This window comes from Corynebacterium nasicanis (assembly GCF_042658165.1).
Taxonomy (GTDB): domain Bacteria; phylum Actinomycetota; class Actinomycetes; order Mycobacteriales; family Mycobacteriaceae; genus Corynebacterium; species Corynebacterium nasicanis.
The window spans coordinates 138,493-156,563 of the sequence record NZ_JBHSQE010000001.1 but is presented as its reverse complement, the minus strand read 5'-3'; the positions used below and the strand labels follow the sequence as shown (position 1 = coordinate 156,563).

Sequence of the window (18,071 nt, the reverse complement as noted above, 5' to 3'; positions counted from 1 at the left end):
GCTTCCGGAGGGCCACATGGAACTGCGTAACGGCATCGCCGCCTTTGACCCCGTCACCCTGCGTATCGCCGCCGAGCAGCTGCCCATGGTGCAGCTGCCGGAGGTTCTCGACGCCGAGATGCCCGAGCACCTCGTCGAACTCGCCGAGGTCACGGTCACGCCTTTCGACGTGGCCGCGAAGATCGATACCGGTCAGCTCAGCTGGGGTTCCACGGCCACGCTGGAGCCCTTCACCACCTATGCCGGCGGGCAGGCCAGTGGTGTGCAGCTGTCCGGGGCGCGCGTCGCTGAGCTTGCCGACGCCCTCGTCGCTCGCGTCACCATGAAACTCGAGGACCGTAAGTTGCGGGCGTGGTTCGCGGAGCTGCCTGCCGAGGTGGCTGCATTGGATGCCTTTGAGTTGGTGGCCGACGTCCGCCGCTGGATGAAGGACTTCTCCACCGAGGACAAGAAGGTGGACACCCTCATCGTCCCGCAGCAGGACGTGGACTACGAGGCCTTTGTTAAAGGTCTGGACAGGTCTACTCGGCAGAAAATTCGCGCTGTCATCGATGAGAAGGGCGCCCGTGTCATCGCCGAGACGATCATCGCCGGCAGCCTGCCGTCCTGGGGTGCGCCCAAGAAGGTCGTGCTGGGCGAGCGTGGGCCCGTGCTGTTCTGGTTCAGCGAAGGCAACGAGAACAAGGCGCTGCCGTTTGCTGTTGTTTACACGGAGGCGGGGGCTTGGGTGGGGTCGTCCCAAGGAAACTTAGAATAAGGACAATAGATATCCTCACCCTCTAGGGAGGTTCATCGAAATTCGAGTGAGACTCTCGCTATAATGGAGCAAAATAAGAATCACATTCCGAGTATAGGCAATTGAGTGTAGTTTACCGTAGTGAAAGGCAATACCATGCTCACTAGACTTGAAGTTAACGGATTTAAGAATTTAGTAAATTTCAATTGTAACTTCGGGCCGTACACATGTATCGCGGGGCCCAACTCAGTTGGTAAATCGAATATTTTTGACGTAATACAATTCCTCTCCGCAACAACTAGGGAGACCTTTGACCAAGCGGCGGCTAACCTTCGGTCATCTACGAGTTTTGGGAACGTAAGCGACATTTTCCGCAGGGTTGATCATGGAAACCCCCGAATGTCAGTAGCTGCCGAGATGATCGTCCCAAACGAGACGAAAGACGATCTTAACAGGACAGTTATTCCAAAGTCGACCTTTCTCAGGTATGAATTGGTTCTCGAGTTAAAGCGTATAGAAACTGGGTTTGAATCTGACTTTCACACGATTCGGCTCGTTTCAGAGAGCTTAAAATATCTGAAGGTGTCTGAGTCCAACGACAAGATTCCTTGGCTCCGAGGAAATAAAAGATTTCGCGATTCCGCGATTAGAAACAACAGAAAAGGAACGCACTACATACTGACTGAAGAGACTCCCTCAGGTAAAAAGATCTCTGTTGCTCAGGATGGTCAAACTGAATACGGTCAATCGAGGCGAGGTCGGGCGACTGCAATATATCCTCAAAGTGATGGAGCGCAGCGATCAGCTCTTTCTGAGTATGGAAGCGCGGACTTCCCGACGGTTTGTGCAGCAAAAAAGGAGATTGAAACCTGGAACCTATTGGCCCTCGAGCCTTCGGCAATGCGTTCATCGAGTAATATGACAGACCCAGATCACGTCTCTACCCAGGGGGGAAACCTCCCAAAGGCGCTTTTTCGGCTTACTGAAATGGGGAAACAAAAAAATGTTCTCGAAAGGGTCGCACATTCCGTTTCCGGTCTTGTGAACTTCCGGGAACTCGTCTTGGATTATGACCAGCAACGCCAGCAGATCACTCTTTTTGGTCGAACTGGTGAGGATCCTCTATTGCCTGCGCGTTCCCTCTCGGATGGAACTCTGCGTTTCCTTGCCTTATGTGTGTTGCAGATCGATCCCAGTGTCGAAGGGCTCATTTGTCTAGAGGAGCCAGAGAATGGAATCCACCCTTCCAATCTCGGGGAAATGTACTCGCTTTTAAAATCTTTAGCTGTTGACCCTGAGTTACCGGTTTCGGAGGACAATCCGCTCCGGCAAGTAATTGTAAACACGCATTCCCCAACGTACGTCATGATTCATAGGGATGCTCCTGAAGAATTGCTTTTCGCGGACAAGCGACAGGTTCTTGCAGAGTTTGGCGCGGGCGGAGACCGCAAAAGAACGGCAGCATTGGTTCTGCGACCGGTTGGGGCTAACGAGGGAAATTGGCGTCGTTTCGAAGACTCGGGGAGCGCACTGCCTATATCGGCAGTAGTAGACTATTTATCTCAGGGTATCGAGGGAGTGCAGTCGCTAATTTCTTATGACGGGGATGAAGTCTAATGTCCCTAGCCGCGAAGGGATCTGTGTCGTGCTATTTTGCACGCGAGGGAAGTTCCGATGAGGGGCTTATCAGGATCATCGAGACAACATTGTATTCTCTAGGTTATGATGACGTTAACGTAGTTCCTTTAAGAAAGAAGGGGACTGTTAGGACGTTGCTGAAGGAGGTTTTCTCTCTGTCTCCTGGTTGTTCGCTTGTCTTTGTGCATCGTGATTCGGATAACGTTGACCGGAATGAACGGCGCAACGAGATCGAGCAAGCTTTGATTGGTTTCAATCTCAGCTCAAACCAAGAGATTGTACCAATTATTCCAGTTAAAGAGTCTGAGTCGTGGATACTCCATGCATTGAATGATGAGGAGTATGCTGAGCGGGTAGGTTTTTCCGAAGTATTGGGCTTGCCCAGCAGGAAAGATATTCCCGGTTTAAGGAATGCGAAGGAGGAGCTCGAGCGTCTATGTGCTGTGAGGGACGAAAAACTGTGTAAGGGGAAGCGGCGTCGAAGAGGGGCCGGATTTTCGAGTCATAGGCGTAACTTATTTGAATCGCTAGATGAAATCGACTACCTAAATGATTGTTTGTCTTTTAAGGAGTTTTATCTTGATTTGAGTAGTCGTCTGTTTTGAATAGACTTCGACCTCTTTGTTTTTGGCGTCGGGGTTGTTGGTGAAAGGGTCTGGATTTTTCTGTCAAAAATTTTGTATCGAGATCTGGAAGCTCCGTGTAACGATGACGGCTGCTCGGGGAGTCGGTTATGTTCCTACATGTGTTTGTCGACTCTTCGGACGCACGCATGGTGTGGGTTGTCGTAGGCACGTTGGCTGGCGGCAGGCGTAAAGTGGAGCTTGTTTTATCCGTTCCGAACCCACCTACAAGTCCTTGGCGGTGGCCCACATACTCATTCGGTCTTTCGTTTGGCGCTGGATGACCCAACGAGTGGCTCGGTTGGCGAGACCGTGTTCTTCATCCGTGGAGGCCCGGGCTTCTGGAAGGTCTCTCAGCCACAGTGAATGCCTGTGCATTTGAGTCGATGGGCACGGTCATGGATACGGGTGGGGATACCAACACCAGGTAGCTTATTAATCGGCTAGCGGCGGGTCAGAGTTCGAGCATTACGATTCCAACCCGACACTGTCATCGATCCGGCGCTACGCCCTTGCGGTGGGGGCGGACCTTGTGATGGGGGTGCGGCCGCGCGAGGAGGAGCGGGTTGAGGCGTCGTAGGGATTTGGCCCCCACCCACCCCGCCCGGTAAGATCCTCCAAGGCTTCATGCGACTGCGGTCCACAGCAGTTGCGCCACCCGGCCAGGGGCATTAAAGCTCCAGGCCAGGGACATTTCATGTGGACTGAAACAACGATTGAGAGAATCATCATGGCTCTGACTTCTGAGCAGAAGAAGGAAATCCTCGGCGAGTACGGCCTGCACGAGACCGACACCGGCTCCCCGGAGGCTCAGGTTGCTCTGCTGACCAACCGCATCAATACCCTGACCGAGCACCTCAAGTTCCACAAGCACGACCACCACTCCCGTCGTGGCCTGCTGCTGCTGGTCGGTCGTCGTCGCGGTCTGCTGAAGTACCTGGCTGACAACAACGTCGAGCGCTACCGTGACCTGATCGCCCGCCTGGGCCTGCGTCGCTAAGCGAACTCCAGACTTCCCCGAAACCCGCTCTCCGCTTGGAGGGCGGGTTTCGGCTATTCCGAAACCCCTACCACACCTGGTAGAATGTCTCCCGTTGTTAAAGGACACTGTTTCGACGGCACCGATGATCGTCGAGAAGATTTTTCAAGGAGATTCATGAGCAACCCTGTACAGATTCACGTCGACGAGGATTTCGGCGTCACCGAGGCATCCGTCACCATCGACAACGGTGATTTCGGCACCCGCGAGATCCGTTTCGAGACCGGCCAGCTGGCTCGCCAGGCGGGCGGCGCCGTGACCACCTACCTCGACGACGAGAACATGCTGCTGGCCACGGTCACCGCATCCAACCAGCCGCGCGAGGGCTTCGACTTCTTCCCGCTGACCGTGGACGTCGAGGAGCGGATGTACGCCGCCGGCCGCATCCCGGGATCCTTCTTCCGTCGTGAGGGTCGCCCCTCCACCGACGCGATCCTCGCCTGCCGCCTCATTGACCGCCCGCTGCGCCCGACCTTCGTCAAGGGTCTGCGCAACGAGGTCCAGGTCGTCATCACCGTCATGTCGCAGGTCCCGGAGGACTACTACGACGTCGTCGCCATCAACGGTGCCTCCGCTGCCACCCAGCTGTCGGGTCTGCCGGTTTCCGGCGCCGTCGGTGGCGTGCGCATGGCGCTCATCGCCGATGACAAGCACCCGCAGGGCCAGTGGGTGGCCTTCCCGAACCAGGCGCAGCGCGAGCAGTGCGTGTTCGAGATGGTCGTCGCGGGTCGTCTCGTCGAGCGCCAGGGCCGCCGTAAGGGCGAGGACGTCGCCATCATGATGGTCGAGGCCGGCGCCGGCGCCAACGTGCTTGAGCTGGTCAAGGGCGGCGCCCCCGCCCCGACCGAGGCCACCGTTTCCGAGGGCCTCGAGGCCGCCAAGCCCTTCATCGCCCTGCTATGCCAGGCCCAGGCCGGGCTGGCAGAGCAGGCCGCCAAGGAGCGCCAGGAGTTCCCGGTCTTCCCGCCGTACGCTGACGAGGTGTTCGCGGCCGTCGAGAAGAAGGCCGCCACCAAGCTGGGCAAGATCATGACCATCAAGGGCAAGCACGAGCGCGAGGACGCCGCCAACGCCTACATGGCCGAGGTCGAGGAGTCCCTCGTCGGCAGCTTCGCGGAGAACCCGCAGGCCGCCAAGGAGGTGCGCGCCGCGTACAACTCCCTGATGAAGAAGATCGTGCGCCAGAAGATCCTCACCGAGGGCTTCCGTATCGACGGCCGCGGGGTCGCCGACATCCGTGACCTCGGCGTCGAGGTCGAGCTCATCCCGCGCGCCCACGGCTCCGCCCTCTTCGAGCGCGGCGAGACCCAGATCCTCGGCGTGACCACCCTGGACATGCTCAAGATGGAGCAGCAGATCGACTCGCTGTCCCCGGAGAAGTCCAAGCGCTACATCCATCACTACAACTTCCCGCCGTACTCCACCGGCGAGACCGGCCGCGTCGGCTCACCGAAGCGCCGCGAGATCGGCCACGGCGCGCTTGCCGAGCGCGCCCTCGAGCCGGTCATCCCGTCCCGCGAGGAATTCCCGTACACCATCCGCCAGGTCTCCGAGGCGCTGAGCTCTAACGGCTCGACCTCCATGGGCTCCGTGTGCGCATCCACCCTTTCCCTGTACAACGCCGGTGTGCCGCTCAAGGCCCCGGTCGCGGGTATCGCCATGGGCCTGGTCTCCGATGAGGTCGACGGTGAGACCAAGTACGTCGCGCTGACCGACATCCTCGGCGCCGAGGACGCCTTCGGCGACATGGACTTCAAGGTCGCCGGCACCCCGGAGTTCATCACCGCCCTGCAGCTGGACACCAAGCTCGACGGTATCCCGTCGCAGGTGCTTACCGACGCCCTCGCGCAGGCCAAGGAGGCCCGTCTCGCCATCCTCGAGACCATGGCCGAGGTCATCGACGGCCCGGACGAGATGAGCAAGCTCGCCCCGAAGATCACCACCGTCAAGGTGCCGATCAACAAGATCGGTGAGCTCATCGGCCCGAAGGGCAAGACCATCAACTCCATCACCGAGGAGACCGGCGCTGACGTCTCCATCGAGGACGACGGCACCGTCTACGTGTCCGCCGCCTCCGGTGAGGCCGCTGACGCCGCGATCGAGAAGATCAACTCCATCGCCAACCCGCAGCTGCCCAAGGTCGGCGAGCGCTACCTGGGCACCGTGGTCAAGACTGTCGCCTTCGGCGCCTTCGTCTCGCTGACCCCGGGCCGCGATGGCCTCATCCACATCTCCAACCTCGGTGGCGACGAGCGCATCGAGAAGGTCGAGGACGTGATCAACGTCGGTGACAAGATCCAGGTCGAGATCGCGGACATCGACAACCGCGGCAAGATCTCCCTCACCCCGGTCGAGGGCTAAACACCCGGCTCCACTGCCCCCGTTCACCATCCAGGTGAACGGGGGCTCTGGCGTTGGTGGGCGCGCGGCGCAGTGGCCGACTGAAAAGCTCACCGCGGGATCTCGGTGACCTGCGGAAACCTGGGCGAGACCAGGCGGAGAGGTGAGCTTTTCAGGTTGCCCCTGCCGGAGAGCGAAGGGTGAGCGTTGGCGTGGGAAGTGGACGGACCCAGGTTGTAGGCACGTTGCTTCATGGAGGAGGCCATCATGTCCTCCCGAAAGTTCAACCAGGATCTGTCACGTGCGAAGCGCGCAGCGCGGAAGTCGCCAGTGACCATCACTGACCGAGGTCGTCCTGACCTCGTGCTCATGACCTACGAAGAGTTTCGACGTTTACAAAGGGGGGTCACCTCCTTGCGCGGTTCACTGGTAATCATGTCGTCTGACACGGTCGACTTCGATCCCGTGAAGTTCAGAGGGAGTCCACGGACTGACAGTGGTCACACGCCACACACGTGACTTCGCTGATACCGGTGTGATCCTGCTCAATCCTTGGGATGCCCCTCAGTAGCACTGCAGCTCCAGCCGCGCGTCCTGCCACCTCCGCTGCCGCAGCGCCGCCCGGGAGATGGTGACGTAGAGCCGCCCGTGGTCGCCCCACTGCCACTGGCCTCGCGCGCCGGAGGTGAACTCGGCGAGCAGCACCCGGTCACCGCCCTCGACGGGACCCTGGATGATCACGGGGTGTCCGCCCAGGTGATGGACGCCGTCGGTGTCGGGGGCCCGGTAGTGCCACTCGCCGTAGGACTCCTCGTCCATGTCAGCGTTGGGCATACTCAGCACCGCCTCCGGCAGGAGCCGGTGTGGGGGCAGCACGTGCGCGCCACGAGGCGCCTGGCGGGGGACCAGGCCGTGGTCGCGGGCATAGAGCAGGCGGAAGCCCTCCCGGTGGCTGTCCTCGTAGCCCCAGGGCTGGCCGAGGGTGTCATAGAAGAAGTAGAGATGCCCGGAGCGGGGAAGGTCCAGATCGCTCATGCCCGCCACCTCCGCCAGGTTGATCTGGGCTAGGTGTACTTCCTCGGGAGGTTGTGAACGGTGTGAGCGAAAAGAGGAAGCCTTCGGTAGTGGTGTAGGTATCCACACGAACAACACTCACGAAGGCTTCCATGACACACCGTAATGCTTCTCTGACTGCCTTGGGAAGGCAGCGCATCGTCGACCTTGTACTCAAGAAGGGATGGTCCCAGCGCCGAGTCGCCGAACGCTTCCAGGTCTCTGTTGCCACCGTCAACAGATGGGTACAACGAGCCCGGGCAGGTGAAGACCTCACCGACCGATCCAGCCGACCACGTACTTGCCCGCACCGACTGCCCCAACGCACCGAACGACGCATCATCAACTTGCGTTTCACCCGTCGGTGGGGTCCCCACCGGATCGGCTACCACCTTGGCATACCCCGCTCCACCGTGGGCCGCGTCCTGGCGCGGTACAACATGCCCCGTTTGGCGTGCATCGACCAGACCACCGGGCTGCCGGTTCGTAAACAACCGGCACGCCGTTACGAGTATCCCCACCCTGGTGACATGGTCCACGTCGACATCAAGAAGCTCGGCAGGATCCCTGATGGTGGAGGATGGAAAATCCACGGCCGTGGCTCACAGAAGGACCGCGCCGCAGGCCGTCGGCGTGATGCCGCGTGGAGGGCCGGGGCCAAACCGGGGCGTGGGTATTCCTACCTGCATCACGCCGTCGATGATCATTCCCGTGTGGTCTACTCCGAGATCCTCGATGATGAGAAAAAGGAGACCGCAGCCGGATTCTGGGCACGAGCCCGGGCTTACTTTGACAGCCTGGGGATCACGGTGAAACGTGTGATGACCGATAACGGCTCTTGCTACCGCTCCCACGCGTTTGCCGCGGCCATCGGCCAGGATGTGTCTCATAGGTTCACTCGGGCGTACCGTCCGCAAACCAACGGCAAGGTCGAGCGGTTCAACCGGACGTTAATGACCGAATGGGCCTACGCCCAGCCCTACACAAGTGAGAAGGCCCGGCAGGCAACGTACGCGGACTTTATCCACGACTACAATTGCCACCGAGCCCACACCGCCATCGGCGGCTTAACCCCCATGCAACGCGTTCACAACGTCACGGGGAAGTACAGCTAGGAAGGGCAGCTCGCGGGGCCAGTTGAGGTGGGGCGGCAGGTCCGGGTGTCCGCCGAAGCGGGATTCGCCCACCCGCGCAGGCTCACCCGCCTCGGGGCGCAGGAGCGCGGCGGGGCGGGCGAGGTCGGCGTGGGCGGTGGGCAGGTCGGCGGCGGCGAGCGAGGCGGTCAGGGATTCCTTGGTGGGGAACATGCCCACACCATAGAACACGTGTCCGACATGTGCTCTGACCTGCGACTACTTCTGGATGTCCACCACCACACGCAACGGGTCCTGCAGCACCGTGACGGAGTACGGGCGCTGCTTGTCCAGCCCGATGTAGGTGAGGGTGTGGCCCTCGAAGGTGCCCGTGTTCACCACCTGCTGCACCACGCCACCACCCGGGTGGGGGCCGACGGCCAGTCCCTCGGCCTCGTGCTCGAAGGGGTAGGTGGTGCCGGTGAGGTCGATCTTCAGGAAGGCCTCGCCGGCGACCTCGACATCGTGGCCCGAGCCCTGCTGGTAGGGCTGGTCGAGGTACTCGGTGTACCAGCCGGGCTCGCCGTTGCCCACGAAGTCGTAGACGACGCGGTCGAAGGTGTCGTGCTCGCCGACACGCACGCCGGTGAGCAGGGGAGCGGGCTCCACCCACACGGGCTCCTTGAACAGCGAGCTGACTACCGGGGCGGGCGAGGTGGTCGTCGTCTCCTGCGCAGGCGCTGCGGTGGAGGTGACGGTGAGTGGGGCAGCGGACGTCGCCGTGGTGGTGGCCGGAGCATCGGCGCCGCCGGCGCCGTTGCACGCGGTGAGCAGCAGGGCCGCGACGGAGAGAACGGCGGGGACGAGGGGGCGTCGATAAGTGGTCATACGTCCACGATAGGCGGCATGAGCGGCCGAATCACCGGTCCTTACCGAATTGTTAAGCCTGGATGAGCTGGATGTAGTGCCCGCAGGTGTCGTCGAGAACCGCGACGGTGACGGGCCCGGCCGCGGTGGGTTCCATGGTGAAACGCACGCCGAGGTCGAGCAGGCGCTGGTATTCCGCCGCGATGTCAGCCACCTCGAACTGGGTGAAGGGCAGGCCGTCGGCGTAGAGCGCCTCGCAGAACACGGCCGCGGCCGGGTGCCCCATGGGCTCGAGAAGTAGCTCGGTGCCCTCCGGATCGGAGGGGGAGACGAGGGTGAGCCAGCGGGCACCTTCTCCGACGGGGATGTCGTGCTTGACCTCGAAACCGAGGACGCGGGTGTAGAAGTCGAGGGCCTTCTGCTGGTCGGCGACATAGATGCTGGTGATGTTGATGCGCATGCCCCGATCCTATGCGCCTACACTGGGACACCGAATCGGACTACTAGGAGGAACCATGGCCATCAAGGTGGGAGTGCTCGGCGCGAAGGGCCGCGTCGGCTCGGCGGTGTGCGAGGGCGTGCAGGCGGCGGATGATCTGGAGCTCGTCGCCCAGGTCGATCAGGGCGATGACCTGCAGATGCTTGTCGACGCCGGCGCGGAGGTAGTCGTCGACTTCACCACCCCGGGCTCGGTCATGGGCAACCTCGAGTTCACCACCGCGAACGGCATCCACGCCGTCGTGGGCACCACCGGCTTCGACGAGGAGCGCCTGGCCCAGGTCCGCGCGTGGACCCAGCAGGAGGGGGCGGGGCATGTGCTCATCGCCCCGAACTTCGCCATCTCCGCGGTGCTGGCCATGAACTTCGCCCAGCAGGCGGCCCGCTTCTTCGATTCCGCGGAGGTCGTCGAGTACCACCACCCGCACAAGCTGGACGCCCCGTCGGGCACCGCGATCCACACGGCGCAGGGGATTGCCGCGGCGCGTCGAGAAGCGGGGCTGGGCCCCATTCCGGACGCCACGGAGCAGACCCTTGAGGGTGCCCGCGGCGCTGACGTCGACGGCGTGCGCGTCCACGGCGTGCGCATGACCGGCATGGTCGCGCACGAGGACATCATCTTCGGCGCCCAGGGCCAGTCCCTGACCATCCGCCAGGACTCCTACGACCGCACCTCCTTCGTCCCGGGCGTGCTCCTCGGCGTCCGCGAGATCGCCGGACACCCGGGGCTGACCGTGGGGCTCGACGGCTACCTGGGGATCTAAATGGCCATGCCCGTCGAGCTGGACGTCCAGCTCATCGCCGCCACCGAGTTCACCCCGCCGCACGGGGTCGCCTGGAAGGCCGATGAATCGGCCACGGGCGCGGAGGCCCTCGTCGAATTCGCGGGCCGCGCCTGCTACGAGACCTTCGACAAGCCCAACCCGCGCACCGCCGCCAACGACGCCTACCTGCGCCACATCATGGAGGTCGGCCACACCGCGCTGCTCGAGCACGCCACCGCCACCCTCTACATCCGCGGCATCTCCCGCTCGGCCACCCATGAGCTCGTCCGGCATCGGCACTTCAGCTTCTCGCAGCTCTCGCAGCGTTTCGTCCACACCGACGAAGCCGCGGTCGTGCTGCCGACGCTCATCGCCGAGGATCCCGAACTCACCGCGCTCATGCTCCGCGCCGTCGACGAGTCCCGCTTCGTCTACCAGGAGCTTCTCGACGCCCTCGAGGACAAGCTCTCCGACGAACCCAACGCGCTGCTGCGCAAGAAGCAGGCCCGCCAGGCCGCCCGCGCGGTGCTGCCCAACGCCACCGAATCGCGCATCGTCGTCACCGGCAACTACCGCGCCTGGCGCCACTTCATTGGCGCCCGCGCGACCGAACACGCCGATGTGGAGATCCGCGCCCTGGCCGTCGCCTGTCTGCGCCTGCTCCAGCAGCAGTCGCCCGTGCTCTTCTCCGACTTCCAGATCTCCACCCTTTCCGACGGCACCGAAATGGCCGTCAGCCCCTACGCGGCCGACCTCTGACACGCCCGCACATTTCCCCACCAGAAAGCGAAACAGGTAACCTTGACCACCATGAGTACAGGTTTGACCGCCCAGACCGGAGTCGAGGACTTCGGCACCGTCTGCGTCGCCATGGTCACCCCCTTCGACCGTGACGGCGCCCTCAACCTCGAGGCCGGACGCCGCATCGCCGCCCACCTCGTGGACAACGGACTGGATTCCCTGGTGCTCGCCGGCACCACCGGTGAATCCCCGACCACCACGGTGGAGGAGAAGCTGGCCCTGCTCACCGCCGTCAAGGAGGAGGTGGGGGACCGCGCGAAGCTCATCGCGGGTGCCGGCACCAACGACACCGCCGATTCCATCGAGCTGGCCCGCGCCTCCGCCGCGGCAGGCGCCGATGCACTCCTGGTGGTCACGCCCTACTACTCGAAGCCCAGCCAGGAAGGCCTCTACCAGCACTTCAAGGCTGTTGCCGGGGCCACCGAGCTGCCCGTCATGCTCTACGACATCCCGCCGCGTTCCTCCATCCCCATCGAGCCGGACACCATCCGCCGACTCGCGGAACTGCCCACCATTCGTGCAGTGAAGGATGCAAAGGGTAACATGGCGGAGTCTGCACCGCTCATGCGTGAGACCGGTCTCGCCTGGTACTCGGGCGATGATCCGCTGAACATCCCGTGGCTGTCTCTCGGCGCCTCGGGTTTCGTCTCCGTGGTCGGCCATGCCGCACCGCAGGCACTGCGTGAGCTGTACACAAGTTTCGAGGAAGGCGACCTCGCCCGCGCGCGGGAAATCAACGCCACTGTTCTTTCACCGCTCATCGCCGCCCAGGGTCGCCTGGGTGGAGCCACGATGGCCAAGGCTGCCCTGCGTCTGCAGGGCATTGAGGTGGGGGACCCGCGTCTGCCTGTCGTCGCACCCGACGAGCAGGAGATCGAGGCCCTCCGCCGTGACATGGAGAAGGCTGGAGTCCTCTAAATATGACTGAATCCCGTAATCGTGCCCGGAAGGTCACCCGCAAGGCGGGCCCGCCGGAGACCGAGAGCACTGCTGCATCCCCGGTTTTCCAGGCACCGACCCCGGAGACGAACGGACAGACCGAGCAGAACGCCGACAGCGCTAACAACGCCGGAAACGCCAATAACGCCGGAAACGCCGGAAACGCTCAGTCCGGCAACGGCAACGGCAACCGATCCCGCGGGGGCAACCGCTCTCGCGGCGGACGTGGTGGTCGCGGCGGCCAGGGCCAAAACCAGGGCGGCCAGGGCGGCCAGGGTGGCCAGAACCAGGGCGGACGCGGGCGTCGCAACGTCGTCAAGTCCATGCAGGGCGCGGACCTGACGAAGCGCCTGCCGGAGCCGCCGAAGGCTCCGCGCAACGGCCTGCGTATCTACGCTCTCGGCGGTATCTCCGAGATCGGCCGCAACATGACGGTCTTCGAGTACAACAACCGTCTGCTCATCGTGGACTGTGGCGTGCTCTTCCCCTCCTCGGGCGAGCCGGGCGTGGATCTCATCCTGCCGGACTTCGGGCCGATCGAGAAGCACCTCGACCGCGTCGACGCCCTCGTGGTCACCCACGGCCACGAGGACCATATCGGTGCCATCCCGTGGCTGCTCAAGCTGCGCGGGGACATCCCGATCCTGGCCTCCCGCTTCACGCTGGCGCTCATCGCCGCGAAGTGCAAGGAGCACCGCCTGCGCCCGAAGCTCATCGAGGTCAACGAGCAGTCCAACGAGAACCGCGGTCCCTTCAACATCCGTTTCTGGGCCGTCAACCACTCCATCCCGGACTGCCTCGGCCTGGCCATCAAGACGGGCGCGGGCCTGGTCATCCACACCGGTGACATCAAGCTCGACCAGACCCCGACCGACGGCCGTCCCACCGACTTGCCGGCACTGTCCCGCTTCGGTGACGAGGGCGTGGACCTCATGCTCTGTGACTCGACGAACGCCACCACCCCGGGTGTCTCGGGTTCGGAGGCCGACGTCGCCCCGACGCTCAAGCGCATCGTCGCCGATGCCCGCCAGCGCGTCATCCTCGCGTCCTTCGCCTCCAACGTCTACCGCGTGCAGGCGGCCGTCGACGCCGCCGTCGCTGCGGGCCGCAAGGTCGCGTTCAACGGTCGCTCGATGATCCGCAACATGGAGATCGCCGAGAAGATGGGCTACCTCAAGGCCCCGCGCGGCACGATCGTCTCCATGGATGACGCCTCGCGCCTGGCCCCGCACAAGGTCATGCTCATCACCACCGGTACGCAGGGCGAGCCGATGGCGGCACTGTCCCGCATGGCGCGCCGCGAGCACCGTCAGATCACCGTCCGTGACGGCGACCTCATCATCCTCTCCTCCTCGCTCGTTCCGGGCAACGAGGAGGCCGTGTTCGGTGTCATCAACATGCTGGCCCAGATCGGCGCCACCGTCATCACCGGCAAGGACGCCAAGGTCCACACCTCCGGCCACGGTTACGCCGGCGAGCTGCTCTTCCTCTACAACGCCGCCCGCCCGAAGAACGCCATGCCGGTCCACGGCGAGTGGCGCCACCTGCGGGCCAACAAGGAGCTGGCGATCGCCACGGGCACCGAGCGCGACCGCGTCGTGCTCGCCCAGAACGGCGTCGTCGTCGATCTTGTCGACGGCCGCGCGCAGGTCGTCGGCCAGATTCCGGTCGGTAACCTCTACGTCGACGGCACCACCATGGGTGACATCGATGCGGACGTCCTCGCGGACCGCACGAGCCTCGGTTCCGGTGGCCTCATCTCCATCACCGCGGTCATCGACAATCGCACCGGCCGCCTCATGGAGTCCCCGACGGTGGAGACCAAGGGCTTCTCCGAGGATGACCGCGCCATGACCCCCGAGGTCAAGGAGCTCGCGGAGACCATCCTCAACGACCTGGCCGCCGAGGGCGAGAACAACCCGTACCGCATGGTCCAGCAGCTGCGCCGCCGCATCTCCCGCTTCGTGGAGCAGAAGTGGCGCCGCGAGCCGATGATCCTGCCGACGGTCGTGCCCATGACTTCCGACCTCGACGACGCCATCGACGACGACGAGATCAAGGCATCCGCCCGCCCCTCGCTCTAAGGTCGACCCACGCATGCACCCCGGCACTATGCTGGGGTGCATGTCTTTTTCTGCCACCGAGCGGGAGCGCCTCGCCGCCCTGCTTCTCGACGCCGGACCCGACGCCCCCACCCTCTGTGAAGGGTGGACCACCCGCGACCTGGCGGTGCATCTTCACCTCCGGGAGAACCGCCCCCTCGCCGCGGCGGGCATGTTCGTCCCGGCGCTGGCGGGGCAGCTGGCGCTGGCGAGTGCGCGGGCGAGGCAGGAGGATTACGCCACGCTCGTGCGGAAGTGGGCGGCGGGGCCGGGGAAGTGGAACCCGGTGCGGTTCGTCGATAAGCAGATGAACACCGCGGAGCATTTCGTCCACCACGAGGACGTGCGCCGGGGCGACGGCGTGGCGCGGCCGCGCGAATTCAGCGCCGCGGTCACCCGGGCGCTGCACGGGATTCTCCGCGTGCTGGCCCCGCGGATGCTCAAGGGCAGCGCGGCGCCGGTGATCCTGCACCCGCACGGCCTGCCGCGGATTGTCGCGGTGGATGAGCGGGGCGTGAGCGGCGACGGCGAGAATGTCGTGCGCGTGACCGGCGAGGTGGGGGAGATCCTTCTGTGGGTCTTCGGCCGTGATGTGGTGGAGGTGTCCATCGACGGGAACCCCGCCGATGCGCACCGGTCAGGGTTGTGAACTTGACCAAAAACTGCCCCTGAGCACGGTGTGGCTGATGTGAATAGTGTGGCGTGAGCAACTACAGTAGGGGCCATGTCTGTACGAAGCTCGGCGTCACGCACCAAGAAGGACCGCACCCGGCCCTCGGCACGGGGAGGCAAGGCCACACCCGCGGCCCCCGCCACCTCGGCATTCCGCGCTGCTGAGACCTCAGAAGAGAGGACCGGCAGCGCGTTCCGCGCCGTCGGCGGCGGCCTCAACTCGCTCGCCCGCGGCATGGGCAACCTCACCCGCCGGACCGCCCGGGCCCCCGAGCCGGAGGACGTCGACGAGCGCGAGCCGCATGACGTTGACGTCGACGGCGTCGCCCTCACCCTCATCGGCCTGGCCGCCGTCCTCGGCGCCTCCGTGTGGATGGACGTCGCCGGACCCGTCGGCGCGGCGATCTCCACCGCCGCGCACCTGGCCATCGGCGCCGGTGCCCTCGTGCTGCCCGTCGCTCTCGTCGCGCTGGCCATCGCGCTCATGCTCGGCGTGAGCAGCGCCCCGGGCGCCCGCGCGCGCACCGCGCTGGGCACCACGCTCATCACCGTCTCCATGCTCGGCCTGGTCCACCTGCTGGCGGGCAACCCCACCGGCTGGGACGGCCGCGTCATCGCCGGCGGCGCCATCGGCGCCTGGACCGGCGGCACCCTGGCCCTGGGATTCAGCCCCTACGTGGCGATTCCCCTGCTCATCCTCATCATCGTCTACGGGGCGCTCAAGGTCACCGGCATCACCACCCGCCAGGCCTTCGGCTACGCCCGCGACCTCATCCGCGACATCCGCACCCCCGGCCCGGAACACGACGACATCGACGATGACCTCTACGGCCACGTCGACACCGACATCGAGGACCTCGCCGAAGGGCGCGAGCGCGCACCCCGGCCGCGTCCCCGTCCCCGGCCCCGGCCCCGGCCGTTGGCGCGGGCGTCGCAAAGCCCGACGCCGATGGACAACTACCCGGCCGAGGAATTCGAGCACGACACCCAGCACACCCTCTTCGACACCCCGGCCCCGCGCGTGGACACCGACGAGTTCCCGGCGGTCACTGCCACCGACGCCGTGGAGGCCTCGCGCGAGCAGATGCGCCAGGCCATCGTCGCCCGCTCGGGTATCGACGCCTCCGCCGTCCCCGCGACGACCCCGAAGTCCGAGCTCGCGGACGTCCCCGTCCCGGAGGCCCGCCAGCCGGAGACCACCACCGACTACCAGCTGCCCAGCACCGACCTGCTCATCGACGGCGAGAAGCCCAAGACCCGCACCGAGACCAACGACCGGATGATCGAGGCCATCACCGACGTCTTCCGCGAGTTCAACGTCGACGCCGCCGTCACCGGGTTCTCCCGCGGCCCGACCGTCACGCGCTACGAGGTGGAGCTGGGGCCGGGTGTGAAGGTCTCCAAGATCACCAACCTGCAGTCCAACCTGGCCTACGCCGTGGCCACCGACAACATCCGCCTGCTCACGCCGATCCCGGGCAAGTCCCTCGTCGGCATCGAGGTGCCCAACACCGACCGCGAGATGGTCCGCCTGGCGGACGTGCTCAACGCGCCCGCCACCCTGGGCAACCACGACTCCATGCTCATCGGCCTGGGCAAGGACATCGAGGGCGACTTCGTCTCCCACTCCGTGCAGAAGATGCCGCACCTGCTCGTCGCCGGCTCCACCGGCTCCGGTAAGTCCGCGTTCATCAACTCCATGCTCGTCTCCCTGCTCACCCGCGCGACGCCGGAGGAGGTGCGCCTGATTCTCGTCGACCCGAAGATGGTCGAGCTCACGCCATACGAGGGCATCCCGCACCTCATCACGCCCATCATCACGCAGCCGAAGAAGGCGTCCGCCGCCCTGCAGTGGCTCGTCGAGGAGATGGAACAGCGCTACATGGACATGAAGTCCGCGCGCGTGCGCCACATCAAGGACTTCAACCGCAAGATCCGCGCCGGCGAGATCCAGACGCCCCTCGGCTCGGAGCGCGTGTACCGTCCGTACCCCTTCATCATCTGCGTCGTCGACGAGCTCGCCGACCTCATGATGACCGCGCCCAAGGAGATCGAGGACTCCATCGTCCGCATCACCCAGAAGGCCCGCGCCGCCGGCATCCACCTCGTCCTGGCCACCCAGCGCCCGTCCGTCGACGTGGTCACCGGCCTCATCAAGACCAACGTGCCCTCCCGGCTGGCCTTCGCCACGTCCTCGCTCACCGACTCCCGCGTCATCCTCGACCAGGCCGGCGCCGAGAAGCTCATCGGCATGGGCGACGCCCTGTTCATCCCGCAGGGCGCCGGCAAGCCGCAGCGCCTGCAGGGTGCCTTCGTTACCGACGAGGAGGTGCAGGCCGTCGTCGAGGCCGCCAAGGGCCAGGCCGCGCCGATGTACACCGAGGGCGTCACCGAGGACCGCACCACCGACGCCAAGAAGGAGATCGACGAGGACATCGGCAAGGACATGGATGACCTCCTCGAGGCCGTCGAACTTGTCGTCACCTCCCAGCTCGGCTCCACCTCCATGCTGCAGCGCAAGCTGCGCATCGGGTTCGCCAAGGCGGGTCGCCTCATGGACCTCATGGAGACCCGCGGCGTCGTCGGCCCCTCCGAGGGTTCCAAGGCCCGCGACGTGCTGGTCAAGCCCGAGGAGCTGGACACGATCCTGTGGATGATCAAGGGTGCCGATCCCGCCGCGGCGCCGCTCGAAGAGGAAACCGAGGTCGAGGTGGTCGACGCCGATCCGCCGCGCGGGGTGTTCTAGGGCTGACCAGGTGTTCTGGCCCTCGGGTGCCATTTCTGTAGTGCCCCGGCACCCTGTGTATAGTGGCACGACATGGAGGGGAGTACCCCCTAAGCGGCACTGATCGTCAGCACGGTCCCTGAGTTGGGTCCCGGTCGTGTCGGCCTTGAATGCTCAAGGTGGGGGAGACCTCCGGTCCTT

Annotated in this window: 17 protein-coding genes and 1 pseudogene; 14 read left to right on the top strand and 4 right to left on the bottom strand. The window is 64.3% G+C overall.

The window, feature by feature from the left end; translation table 11 throughout:
- Positions 1 to 16: 16 nt before the first annotated feature.
- From ACFPUZ_RS00820 to ACFPUZ_RS00790, 7 genes and pseudogenes are all read left to right on the top strand, one after another.
- Positions 17 to 757, top strand: coding sequence for a hypothetical protein (locus tag ACFPUZ_RS00820; protein ID WP_376998895.1), 741 nt, complete (start codon positions 17 to 19; stop codon positions 755 to 757).
- A gap of 135 nt (positions 758 to 892) precedes the next feature.
- Positions 893 to 1,135 (top strand): annotated as a pseudogene (locus ACFPUZ_RS00815) (AAA family ATPase); the annotation flags it as partial.
- Between the two features lie 183 nt (positions 1,136 to 1,318).
- A complete protein-coding gene (locus ACFPUZ_RS00810; RefSeq protein ID WP_376999940.1) occupies positions 1,319 to 2,353 on the top strand; it encodes an AAA family ATPase in 1,035 nt (344 codons plus the stop codon).
- Positions 2,353 to 2,979 (top strand): hypothetical protein, encoded by a 627-nt coding sequence (locus ACFPUZ_RS00805; RefSeq protein WP_376998893.1) that lies wholly within the window; start codon positions 2,353 to 2,355, stop codon positions 2,977 to 2,979. Before ACFPUZ_RS00810 ends, ACFPUZ_RS00805 begins: the two co-directional genes overlap by 1 nt.
- Positions 2,980 to 3,727: 748 nt before the next feature.
- Entirely contained in the window at positions 3,728 to 3,997 is a 270-nt protein-coding gene (rpsO, locus tag ACFPUZ_RS00800) for a 30S ribosomal protein S15 (RefSeq protein ID WP_376998891.1), read from the top strand.
- 156 nt (positions 3,998 to 4,153) lie between these two features.
- A complete protein-coding gene (locus tag ACFPUZ_RS00795) occupies positions 4,154 to 6,397 on the top strand; it encodes a polyribonucleotide nucleotidyltransferase (RefSeq protein WP_376998888.1) in 2,244 nt (747 codons plus the stop codon).
- A gap of 231 nt (positions 6,398 to 6,628) precedes the next feature.
- Positions 6,629 to 6,895 carry a type II toxin-antitoxin system prevent-host-death family antitoxin gene (locus tag ACFPUZ_RS00790; RefSeq protein WP_376998886.1) on the top strand — a complete coding sequence of 89 codons (267 nt, stop codon included), beginning with the start codon at positions 6,629 to 6,631 and terminating at the stop codon, positions 6,893 to 6,895.
- Positions 6,896 to 6,940: 45 nt separating this feature from the next.
- Here ACFPUZ_RS00790 and ACFPUZ_RS00785 read toward each other — a convergent pair whose 3' ends face one another.
- Positions 6,941 to 7,519, bottom strand: coding sequence for a DUF1963 domain-containing protein (locus ACFPUZ_RS00785; protein ID WP_376998883.1), 579 nt, complete (start codon positions 7,517 to 7,519; stop codon positions 6,941 to 6,943).
- A gap of 23 nt (positions 7,520 to 7,542) precedes the next feature.
- Between ACFPUZ_RS00785 and ACFPUZ_RS00780 the strand changes: the two genes are divergently transcribed.
- Positions 7,543 to 8,544, top strand: a complete 1,002-nt coding sequence (locus ACFPUZ_RS00780) for an IS481 family transposase (protein ID WP_376998880.1) — start codon at positions 7,543 to 7,545, stop codon at positions 8,542 to 8,544.
- On the opposite strand, the gene ACFPUZ_RS00775 is transcribed toward ACFPUZ_RS00780, so the two are convergent.
- Genes ACFPUZ_RS00775 through ACFPUZ_RS00765 form a run of 3 tightly spaced genes read right to left on the bottom strand, consistent with a single transcriptional unit; the run spans position 8,497 to position 9,829 of the window.
- Positions 8,497 to 8,736: a hypothetical protein gene (locus tag ACFPUZ_RS00775; protein ID WP_376998878.1), complete on the bottom strand. Its 240-nt coding sequence runs from the start codon at positions 8,734 to 8,736 to the stop codon at positions 8,497 to 8,499. The genes ACFPUZ_RS00780 and ACFPUZ_RS00775 overlap by 48 nt on opposite strands.
- Before the next feature lie 45 nt (positions 8,737 to 8,781).
- Positions 8,782 to 9,390, bottom strand: coding sequence for an AMIN-like domain-containing (lipo)protein (locus ACFPUZ_RS00770; RefSeq protein ID WP_376998876.1), 609 nt, complete (start codon positions 9,388 to 9,390; stop codon positions 8,782 to 8,784).
- Positions 9,391 to 9,442: 52 nt separating this feature from the next.
- A complete protein-coding gene (locus ACFPUZ_RS00765) occupies positions 9,443 to 9,829 on the bottom strand; it encodes a VOC family protein (protein ID WP_376998873.1) in 387 nt (128 codons plus the stop codon).
- A gap of 55 nt (positions 9,830 to 9,884) precedes the next feature.
- Between ACFPUZ_RS00765 and dapB the strand changes: the two genes are divergently transcribed.
- The 6 genes from dapB to ACFPUZ_RS00735 all read left to right on the top strand — a co-directional run bounded on the left by dapB (position 9,885) and on the right by ACFPUZ_RS00735 (position 17,891).
- Entirely contained in the window at positions 9,885 to 10,631 is a 747-nt protein-coding gene (dapB, locus tag ACFPUZ_RS00760) for a 4-hydroxy-tetrahydrodipicolinate reductase (protein ID WP_376998870.1), read from the top strand.
- Entirely contained in the window at positions 10,632 to 11,390 is a 759-nt protein-coding gene (gene thyX, locus ACFPUZ_RS00755) for an FAD-dependent thymidylate synthase (RefSeq protein WP_376998867.1), read from the top strand. It begins immediately after the preceding gene.
- Between the two features lie 51 nt (positions 11,391 to 11,441).
- A complete protein-coding gene (gene dapA / locus ACFPUZ_RS00750; RefSeq protein ID WP_376998866.1) occupies positions 11,442 to 12,350 on the top strand; it encodes a 4-hydroxy-tetrahydrodipicolinate synthase in 909 nt (302 codons plus the stop codon).
- A gap of 344 nt (positions 12,351 to 12,694) precedes the next feature.
- Positions 12,695 to 14,455: a ribonuclease J gene (locus tag ACFPUZ_RS00745; protein ID WP_376999938.1), complete on the top strand. Its 1,761-nt coding sequence runs from the start codon at positions 12,695 to 12,697 to the stop codon at positions 14,453 to 14,455.
- A gap of 40 nt (positions 14,456 to 14,495) precedes the next feature.
- Positions 14,496 to 15,122, top strand: a complete 627-nt coding sequence (locus tag ACFPUZ_RS00740; RefSeq protein WP_376998865.1) for a TIGR03085 family metal-binding protein — start codon at positions 14,496 to 14,498, stop codon at positions 15,120 to 15,122.
- Between the two features lie 75 nt (positions 15,123 to 15,197).
- A complete protein-coding gene (locus ACFPUZ_RS00735) occupies positions 15,198 to 17,891 on the top strand; it encodes an FtsK/SpoIIIE family DNA translocase (protein ID WP_376998864.1) in 2,694 nt (897 codons plus the stop codon).
- Positions 17,892 to 18,071 lie beyond the last annotated feature (180 nt).